Source organism: Acinetobacter sp. (genome assembly GCF_045628685.1).
Lineage (GTDB): Bacteria > Pseudomonadota > Gammaproteobacteria > Pseudomonadales > Moraxellaceae > Acinetobacter.
Window position 1 is genome coordinate 1 of the sequence record NZ_JAZQPV010000047.1, and the last position, 9,890, is coordinate 9,890.

Annotated in this window: 10 protein-coding genes; 5 read left to right on the plus strand and 5 right to left on the minus strand. The window is 39.3% G+C overall.

The genetic code is table 11. The features are described 5' to 3' along the window. Positions 1–212: 212 nt before the first annotated feature. The 5 genes from ACKI4H_RS06265 to ACKI4H_RS06285 are packed head-to-tail and all read right to left on the minus strand — an operon-like array spanning position 213 to position 5,070. Entirely contained in the window at positions 213–1,151 is a 939-nt protein-coding gene (locus ACKI4H_RS06265) for an HpcH/HpaI aldolase/citrate lyase family protein (RefSeq protein WP_407304536.1), read from the minus strand. Beyond that, positions 1,152–2,309, minus strand: a complete 1,158-nt coding sequence (locus tag ACKI4H_RS06270) for a cysteine protease StiP domain-containing protein (RefSeq protein ID WP_407304537.1) — start codon at positions 2,307–2,309, stop codon at positions 1,152–1,154. Next, the gene (locus ACKI4H_RS06275; RefSeq protein WP_407304539.1) at positions 2,302–3,081 is read right to left on the minus strand and encodes a hypothetical protein; all 780 of its coding nucleotides are present in this window, start codon (positions 3,079–3,081) and stop codon (positions 2,302–2,304) included. Before ACKI4H_RS06275 ends, ACKI4H_RS06270 begins: the two co-directional genes overlap by 8 nt. Continuing rightward, positions 3,071–4,192, minus strand: a complete 1,122-nt coding sequence (locus tag ACKI4H_RS06280) for a phosphoribosyltransferase domain-containing protein (protein WP_407304554.1) — start codon at positions 4,190–4,192, stop codon at positions 3,071–3,073. The genes ACKI4H_RS06275 and ACKI4H_RS06280 overlap by 11 nt, the downstream gene beginning before the upstream one ends. After that, positions 4,192–5,070, minus strand: a complete 879-nt coding sequence (locus ACKI4H_RS06285) for an ATP-grasp domain-containing protein (protein WP_407304542.1) — start codon at positions 5,068–5,070, stop codon at positions 4,192–4,194. Before ACKI4H_RS06285 ends, ACKI4H_RS06280 begins: the two co-directional genes overlap by 1 nt. 422 nt (positions 5,071–5,492) lie before the next feature. On the opposite strand from ACKI4H_RS06285, the gene ACKI4H_RS06290 reads away from it, so the two are divergent. From ACKI4H_RS06290 to ACKI4H_RS06310, 5 genes are all read left to right on the plus strand, one after another. Next, on the plus strand, positions 5,493–6,671 hold the full coding sequence (locus ACKI4H_RS06290; RefSeq protein WP_407304544.1) for a TerD family protein: 1,179 nt from the start codon (positions 5,493–5,495) through the stop codon (positions 6,669–6,671). 42 nt (positions 6,672–6,713) lie between these two features. Next, positions 6,714–7,289, plus strand: coding sequence for a TerD family protein (locus ACKI4H_RS06295; protein ID WP_407304547.1), 576 nt, complete (start codon positions 6,714–6,716; stop codon positions 7,287–7,289). 21 nt (positions 7,290–7,310) lie between these two features. Then, on the plus strand, positions 7,311–8,387 hold the full coding sequence (locus ACKI4H_RS06300; protein ID WP_407304550.1) for a DUF475 domain-containing protein: 1,077 nt from the start codon (positions 7,311–7,313) through the stop codon (positions 8,385–8,387). Between the two features lie 26 nt (positions 8,388–8,413). Next, positions 8,414–8,992 (plus strand): TerD family protein, encoded by a 579-nt coding sequence (locus ACKI4H_RS06305; protein WP_407304552.1) that lies wholly within the window; start codon positions 8,414–8,416, stop codon positions 8,990–8,992. A gap of 122 nt (positions 8,993–9,114) precedes the next feature. Further along, a partial coding sequence (locus tag ACKI4H_RS06310) for a TerD family protein (protein ID WP_407304553.1) occupies positions 9,115–9,890 on the plus strand: 776 nt, incomplete at its 3' end.

The following is a 9,890-nucleotide window of genomic DNA, read 5'->3' on the forward strand; positions in this document are numbered from 1 at the left end:
AATGGCATATTTACGCTACCAGCGCACCGCCCACAGGATGATTTCGCCCTGAAAATGCCGACCATGGAAGGGATTCATATGCTGAATCTTTAGCTGAAAGAGCATTCAGCTTACCATCAGCGGTTATTTGCAACAGTGCCACTAAAAGTGGGTGTGCAAATTGTACTTCACGGCATGCAAGACCGTCTGATGCTAGTACACAGAGTTGAAGCTTAAACTGAAAATATATTGAGCATGAGTTTATCTTGGGTAGAGGGCTGAGACTTACATAAACCGAAATTCTTATAGCGTAATAAAATCATTTCTGCCCAATTGCGATGTGTCGCAGGTTCTAACATTGAGCCGTGGCTTTTAAATACACTTTTGGCATCTTGCGATAAAATTTGCTGTGCTTCCAGAAATTCTTCTGTATTTATCTGAAGAGCTTGGTGAATATATTCAATTTGCGAAGGGTGAATGGCAGTTTTGGTATAAATCCCGTTATTCATGTCTTGGCATATTTCACTCATAAGCAATTGGGTATGGTTGATATGTTCACACACCGGCGAACTGAGTTGAAAGCCATGAGGAATAAACAAGCCTGCCAATTGGGAAATCAGCATACCCACTGGGGTTTGATAAATTGTAGTATTTTTAGGACGGCGTAAATTTAAACAGGACAGCAGATCATTACCGCCTATTCTTAAACATAAGGTTTTATGAAAATCATATTTGAGTGCTTGATTAAGTTCCATATTATGGCCCATATCAAAAATCTCTTTGGTTTCAAGCGTCGGCATCAGGTTGATATTCGATGGCAAAACGTCCATCCACTGCTTTAAATCATGCAGCGTAAACTTGGGTAAAATCATGCCGCTGTAGGTATGATTCAAGTCCCAGTCGACAATGTGTTTTGCCATCTCAATATTGCGAGGGCGAATAAATATTGCAGGTGACTTTGAGTTCGGCTGCTCTAAACGTTTTTGTAATAGCAGCTTTAAATTGACCATGGCAGTTTGTATATCTTTTTCTAAAACAGCATCTTCTAAGCAGACTGCAATAGATTTTAGGATTGGAAATTTAATCCCTTCGGTCACTTCCCATAACTGCTCATGAGTTGCAGGAATATACATGGTTGCACCAAGTTCAATCGCATGTTGCAGTTGTTTCATTTATTTTTTCTCGACTTTTTTTATCAGAGTGACTGCATGATATGGACCTAACTGGGTAGCTAAAATATCTACGGGAATATTCTGTTTTTTGGCAAAATGTAACAGCAATTGTACATGGGGATTGGAGGGGTCACGGATTAATATTTTTTCAGGAATACGTCTTAATACTGCACGCGTAGCTTCTGCAATGCTGGGTTTAATACGATTAATATTTTTAATACCGTAGGTGTCAGAGATCCACGCAATCGTGTCTAAACAAATTTTCTGTTGTGCAAGTCGAACTTGATTATTCCAATTGGCTAAATCTGTAGACGGATTCTGATCAATAATATTTAAGATTTTGTCTATAAAATCTACGGAAATATCATGTTCAGCTAGATGTTTATAAACTAGACAGCTATGCCAATTTTTAGGCTCATAACAATTCTTTTTTGCCCATTCAAAATCGATGTGGTCTTTTAAAATGGTACGTGAGGTTAAACCGGAGATCACGGAACCTAGAATTCCAAACGGAATCAGCCAATCCTCACAGCTGGCACTTAACCAGGAATAGCCACCTAAATCGGCCAAGGTGACAAGGCGAGGAATATCCCAGCCCGGATCAAACAATGCCGGATAATCTGCTAAATTTTGGGTTAACTCCCGACAAATTGCACCTTTGCCGGTCCAACCATCCACAAAAACAATATTTTCTGCGCCATGTTGATCAATAATGGCATGTAAGGCGGCAAAGTCGATACCGCGATCACGAATAATACTAATCCCGTAATGTGCACAAGGCTGATGCTTTTCAATAGTGTGTTTCAGCAGCACACCTAAAGGCACTCCTGCACGTACGAGACTGATCAAAATAATAGGTTGATTGTTAAATCGACTCAGCAGCGAGTTCGCAATTTTCTGTACATCAGCAGCCAGGCGTTCGGCACCTTGCTCAAAAGCGTATTGAAAATGTCGCATCTGCTCTTTTGAAGGGGGATGCTCCACACTAATCATTTGAGAGTAATGTTTTTCACCCGATTGAATCAAATATTCTTTTTCTGCCAATGGGGTCGGTTCAATATCATCAATATTGAGTAAAAAAGTCACATCTTGCGGTCGATATGAACCATGAAAACCCAAGGTATTAAGAATGGAGGTACCAGAAAAATTCTTATCCATGTCCTAAATACCCTTTTGAATAATGATCTTGCATTAAACTTTGTGCTAAAAACTTATCTAATTGGCTATTTTTAGGCATACCAAACCAATCACAACACGCCAAGAAGCCTGCATCAGATAAGCTGTCGCCCCAGCCTAAGATAACCCGTTCACGTTTAGGATCATGTTTGTTGATAAAAAATTCGACTGCTTTTTGTTTGGAAACAAATTTTGGAATGATCGCCAAATTATTACCATTGATATGTACGTAGCAATGCTCGCGCACTTCACCCGGTAAGTTGGCCATAATCTTGGATAAAAATAAGGGCTCGGGATCATTCTGTTTGGCAACTGTATAAATTTTCCCGCCATTTTCTTCCACCGTCCAGGTACGGATTGATCCAAAAGGTTTTGCATAATCCAGCAATGCATTGGGTAGGTCATTGAGCAAGGGCTCTAATTCTGCTGTAGCTTGCTGCTGCATAACAAGCCATTCTTGATCGACCTGTTTATTGGCCCCTAAAATGGTTCCGCCATGTGAGCAGATTGCACCGTGCTGAAAAGGAATATGTACGCGTTGTAATGCTTCTACTGACCGGGCAGTGACTGGAATCACTTCAGCCGACTCCAATAACCAATTCACGAATATTTGCTGTTTCGGCAGCATATAGGAAAGCGGTTCACCTGATTTGTCGGTAGTTGCAATTTTGTGCAAGGGTGTCGGTGTACTTTTACGATGGGTTTGAAAAAGTGTGTCATCTAAGTCAACAAAAATTAACGGCTTAGCATTCATAACTAATAATTTCCAAGTTTTTTATTTGTTCAAAAAGCAAAGGGTCGACACTCTCTTTAGCGGTTTCAACGATTAAAAAGACGCGATCAAATTGTTGATGTTTTACGTTGTATGCATAGTTATTCATATTCAGTCCGTAATTGTCTTTAAATAAACAAATACTTTCTATAGCCTGACCTAGCATAATTGGAGAGCGGGTGGTGGAGCTAAAATAAACTTCGGCCCCTTGTTTTTCTAATTGCTCTGCCATTAGAAAAGGAATCCAAGTAAATTCACCCGAACCTAACACTAAAACTCTTTCATGCGCTTGAATGGATTTAATCTGCGGCCAAGCCGAACAATCCAGAAAAGTCGGTTCGCGTCCCCAGTCATTGGGTGCAATAATTTTTTGACTTTGTTGCTGGGTTGAACTGACATTCGGCATTTGAATATCAATTTTCTGGTGGTTATCTTGCCACTGCCAGTGTCCTTGTAATAAAGAAATCACTTCAACCGGAATGCCTAGATCATCGGTGACTAAGTGCTGTTCAGCCCAGTTGACTAAGGTCACTAAAATAATCCGTTCAACCTGTTCTAAACCCGATTTTTTCAGACTGAGAATTAAATTTCTAAAGGTTTTTCCAGTCGAAATTTCATCATCCACTAAAATAAGTGTTTTTGAACTGAGGATGTGTTGATGTTTAAGCGCATCATGACTGGACAAGATAAACTGGTCTTGTGCATGGCTATGTTCTTCTAAAAACAGGCCCAACGTGGGTAAAGTTTCGACTGGATGCCGAGTGGTGGTTAAAAAAATCGCATTTTCCCCAAAATCTGGTTTTAGCTCACGATAGACTCCTGCGCCCAAACCGACTGCAGTTTCAGCCATACCAATCACACTGATGGGATAGGGTAAATTCTTGGGAATAAGTGCAGCAAGGTCTTGATAGCTTTTTTGCATCACGGATGGTGCGACAGGAATATGTTTACCCAGAACTTTAGAAACAAATAAAAATGCACGTTTCGGATTAATTCTTTCTGCAAAGCTCAGTAAATCATCCAATGTCCATTCAGGATGATGATGATTGACGGTCACGCTAATACGGCCACGGCTTAAATCAATATGTTTTATCAATGTTTACAATCCATTTTTATACTTTGTATAAGGGGAAGAACCTGTACTACAGCAGTGGGTACGCGGCGCTTTAAAACTAAGTGCAATTTATTAGCAATTAATTCAGCAATTAAATTTATTCCCGTATGCTGGGTATAGGCAAAACCGCCAGCGGGACGCGGGTTAATTTCTAAAATATGCCAGACTCCCTGCGCATCTTGCTTAAATTGGATGTTGATCAATCCATCGCACTGGAAATGTTCTACTAAAATTTTACATATGTCATGGCATGGATGCTCGATATAGCATTCTTGATAAAATTTGAATTTTATCCGAGTCACTGAGGCTAAAATTTTTCCCTGACTACAGGCAATATCGACAGAACATTCTTGCCCTGGCAAAAAAGGCATAATCAAATATTCGATAGGCGGATCTAATTGAGCATAGGCTTCTATGAACTGTTGCGTATTACACAAAGTAGGGGATTGAAACTTTGTGAAATATGAAAGGTCATCGCTTAATTGCACAAAACCTGTACCATATACGCCATACACCGGCTTTGCACAAATAGTGTCATATCGTTGTTGATATTCATTAACAGCTTGTTTTAATTCATTCACATGAGCAACTTTTGCAGCACAAATGTTAGCTAAGTTTAAACTTGCACAAATTTGTCCAAATAAAAATTTATTATTAATGTTTTCATGTTGATGAATGCCTGTAGCCCCAGTCACTAATTGAATATCATAACGGGAAAATTCTTCACGAAATTGCTCAATAAATTGACTATGTTTTCCACAGAATAAAAGTTGAATAGAATGCTTTTTACATTGTTCTAATAACCACGCTGAACTGTCCTTAACAGCCGGTTGTTGAAAAAAATAGTCTGCATGCAACTTGAGTTCAGGACGTAGATGACTATGGGAGCAAAAAATTGTCAGGTGGGAAGATAAATTTGAGTTTTTTAATAATTGAATAAGGTCGTTTTGACAGGAATAACTTTCAGCAATCCAGATATTGTAGTGCGATTTCACAGTAGATTTAATCTCAATTTGGTTAAATAACCATTATAAATTTATGCCTCCATTCTACAGGGAATATATAAAATTATTCATGTTATAAATTGAATAATTTTTTTTAAAAAAGTTAAATTTTTATAAAACACTTAAAAGAAATATTTTAGCTATGTGGCTGAAAAAAAATATGTTAAAACAGTATAGGTCTATTTAAATAATATTTTTAAATATGTTTTTATATTAAATATAATTTATATATTTAATAAGTTAAATTAAATATTGCAATATTATAAGAGGGTCGTATGCAGCTTATTGCGGGTGGAAACATTACCTTAGGATCGGAAGTAGTCGAAATATCCATAAAAACAAGCATTCCTCATCAGGTCGAGGTTGATTGTACTGCCTATCTTTTAGCACAAGGGACACAAAAAGTGCGGGGTGATCAGGACATGATCTTCTATGGACAAACTCAAACCCCGAATCAAAGTGTGGTCTTATCCCCATCTCAGTCTAACGATCCATATTTAACTAAATTTAAGATTAATACCGCATTGCTGGATCCACAAATTCAAAAAGTTACTTTATGTGCCACCATTAATGAACCCAATAATTTCAGCCGTATATCTCCTATTCATATTGAACTTTTATCGGGTACTCAAACCATCGCCAATGCATTGATTCAGACTCAGTCTAAAACAGAAAAAGCATTAATTCTGGCAGAAGTATACAAACATAATGAGAAGTGGAAATTTAGATTTATTGATCAAGGCTTTAATGGGGGTTTAAAACCCTTGGCTGAAAATTTTGGTGTGGTGATTGATGAGACCACAACCAATACTTCACCAACACCAACACCACTCAAGTCCAATATAAATTTATCCAAGATTAAGTTAGATAAAAATAACTCGACGATTAACCTGAGCAAGAAAGGTTCAGCTTTTGGCAAAATTTCAGTCAATTTAAACTGGAATAAATCTGCACCTAAATCTGAATCCTTTTTTCAGAAATTAACCCGTTCCCAGTCAATCGACCTGGATCTGGGTGCGATGGTGCAGCTTAAAGATGGCACCATTGATTTAGTACAGCCGCTTGGAAACCGATTTGGCGATTTTGATCGCGCCCCCTATATGAAATTAGACGCCGATGACCGCACCGGGGCGTCACTGAATGGGGAAAACCTCCATATTAATGGTACTCACTGGGATCGCATTGAGCGTATTGTAATCTACACTTATATTTATGAAGGTGCAGCCCAATGGGCTGCCACCGATGGTGTGGTAACAATTCGTATTCCCGATCAACCGGAAATTGAGGTGCGCTTAACAGAAGGTAACCAACTAAACACCTGTGCAATTATAGAATTAAGAAATATTAACGGTGCTATTCAGGCCAATCGTGAAGTCCGTTATTTTGAAGGTCAAAAAAGCTTAGACCAGTTTTATGATTTTGGCTTTCGTTGGACCAAAGGCTCAAAAGATTAAACAAACTGAAAAAATAGATCTAATTACCCAGAGGAAAAAATCATGGCGATTTCATTAAATAAAGGTGGAAACCTGTCTTTAAGTAAAACCGATCCATCCCTAAACCAAGTTTTGATTGGTTTGGGTTGGGATGCACGAGCAACTGATGGCGCAGATTTTGACTTGGATGCTTCTGCCTTCTTGTTAGCTGCAAATGACAAAGTTCGCGGCGAAACTGATTTTATTTTTTATAACCAGACCCGTTCCCCAGAAGGTTCTGTAGAACATACCGGTGATAACCGTACTGGTGCGGGTGATGGTGATGATGAAGCAGTTAAAATTGATTTGTCAAAGGTTCCCGCTGATGTGCAAAAAATTGCTATTACGGTGACTATTCATGATGCTGAAACCCGCGGTCAGAATTTTGGTCAAGTGCAAAATGCATTTATTCGTGTCATCAATAATCAAACCAATGTCGAAATTGTCCGCTTTGATTTAAATGAAGATTACTCTACTGAAACCGCGATGATTTTTGGTGAATTATATCGTCATAATGGTGAATGGAAATTTAGAGCGGTAGGGCAAGGCTATAATGGTGGTCTACGCGCGATGTGTGGTCAATATGGCATCAGTATTTAAACTTTGTTTATTAGGTAAAAAATGAAACATTTCCGTTTTTCAATCATCTTTACCATTATATGTTTAGCCATTTCAGCCTATTGGGGTTTTACCCATGGTCCAGAAGCCGGTTTGTCGGCAATGTTCAAAGTTTTAGCAATCACCTCTATTCTAGCCATTATGGAAGTTTCACTATCTTTCGATAATGCGGTGGTGAATGCCTCTGTACTTAAACACTGGGATCAATTTTGGCGAACCCTGTTTTTAACTGTCGGCATTATTGTTGCTGTTTTCGGCATGCGCTTGGTCTTCCCGCTACTGATTGTGGGAGTGACTGCCGATATGAGTATGATTGAGGTGGCTAAATTAGCGCTGAATGATCCGAAATCTTATTCAGAAAAGCTGATGGCACACCATGCTGAAATTGCGGCATTTGGCGGCATGTTCCTGCTTTTAGTGTTTTTAAACTTCTTGTTTGATGATGAAAAAGATGAACATTGGTTTCATTGGCTTGAATCTAGATTGGCGGATTTAGGTAATATTCAGGCGATTTCAGTTTTCATTTCATTGGTCGTTTTACTAATTTTAGCAAGCTATATTCCAGAAGCTTCTCGCTTGGTTGTGATGATGGCCGGTATCTGGGGTATTGTAGTCTATGTCGGTGTTAAGGTTATTGGCCACTTATTAGAGGGCAGTAACAAGGATGACGATGAAGAGTCTGAGAAATCAAATACTGCATCTGCAACAGGAACAATTGTTAAAGGCGGTATTGGCGGTTTCTTATATTTAGAAGTGCTGGATGCCTCTTTTAGTTTTGATGGTGTAATCGGTGCATTTGCAATTACCAGTGATGTGGTCGTTATTATGCTCGGTTTAGCCATTGGCGCGATGTTTGTTCGTTCAATGACTATTTACCTGGTTGAAAAAGGCACACTTGATGCTTATATCTATTTAGAGCATGGAGCACATTATGCTATTGGCGCACTGGCATTGATTATGCTGGTAAGCGGCACAGGCTTGCATGTTCCAGAAGTGATTACAGGATTGGTGGGTGTTGCCTTCATTGTCTGGGCGGTAATCTCTTCAATTTCATATAGTAAAAAGCAACAATATTCATAAGTTAAATTTGATAAGGAAACAAAGAAATGGCGATTAATTTATCCAAAGGCGGCAATATCAACCTGTCTAAAACTGCACCGACTATGAATAAAGTCGACCTGGGTTTAGGCTGGAACCCACGCGCAACGGATGGTAAAGCATTCGATTTAGATGCGGTTGCATTCTTGACGGGTGAAGATGGTAAAGTTCGTTTAGATGGTGAATTTATTTTCTTTAATCAGAAAGTGTCTCCATGTGGTTCAGTAGTTCATAATGGTGATAACCGTACGGGCGATGGTGAAGGCGATGATGAAACCATTTCAGTTGACCTGTCTAAAGTTCCTCAAGAAGTGGCGAAAATTGTTTTTGCGGTAACCATTCATGAAGGTCAGCAAAATGGTCAAAACTTCGGTATGGTCGACAAAGCCTATATCCGAGTCATTAATCAAGATGCGAATGCAGAAGAATTGGCGCGTTTTGACTTGTCAGAAGACGGCAGTACAGAAGTCGCAATGATTTTTGGCGAATTGTACCGTCACAATGGCGAATGGAAATTCAAAGCAGTGGGTCAAGGCTTCAACGGCGGTCTTGGTGCTTTAGCGTCTAGCTACGGGGTTGCTGTTTAAGCAGCTGGTTGGCTAAATATCAGTACTAAAAGAGTCATCTTTTAGTACTTGAAAGCAATTGGTATAAATGTGCAGATGTTTTTATATTGAATTGTTTTCAAGTACTCCATTAGAGAATCGCAATGCAGTTGGTTTCTGGGAAAAAAATAGCATTAAATCAGCTGCTTCAAAATACTGACGCATTTACTTTGGCAATTCAAATTAACGCTGTATTCGATGTCGACGTTTCGAGTTTTGGCTTAGGGGTACGCGATCAACTCTTTAATGATGATTATATGACTTTTTATAATCAGCCTCAAACACCGCGTGCTGAAGTGCAATACCGCCAGCAGGGCAATACCCATTTCTTTGCTTTTAATTTAAGCCAAATCAAGAGCTCGCAAACACCAAAATTTGTGATTTGCGCTGCTGTAAGCAATGACCAGAGTACGCTGCATGATATTGAGTCAGTTCAAGTTGAATTGATGAATCCAAATGGCCAAGTCTTGGCTGCATATACATTAAATACCACCCACTTCAGTCAAGAAAGAGCCGTGATGCTGATGGGCGTTTATTTTAAAAATGAGTTTTGGCGGCTAGCAGCCATCGGACAGGGATTTAACGGCGGGTTAAAAGCCTTGGTTGGCCATTTTGGGGGTGAGGTTGCAGAAGATACTGCACGGCCCGTTCAAGCTATATCTCAGCTGGATTTAAAGAAAAAAGTGATTTTAGACAAGATTAAAAATGCCGCGCCGCATTTATTGGATTTAACTAAAAAATCATTGATAAGTTTAGAAAAAAGAAGCCTGCTGGGTCTGAAAGCTCGTGTGGCTCTGGTTCTGGATTATTCCGGCTCAATGAACCAGCAATATAAGTCCGGCGATGTGCAGCAGGTTCTAGACCGGATTATGCCTTTGGC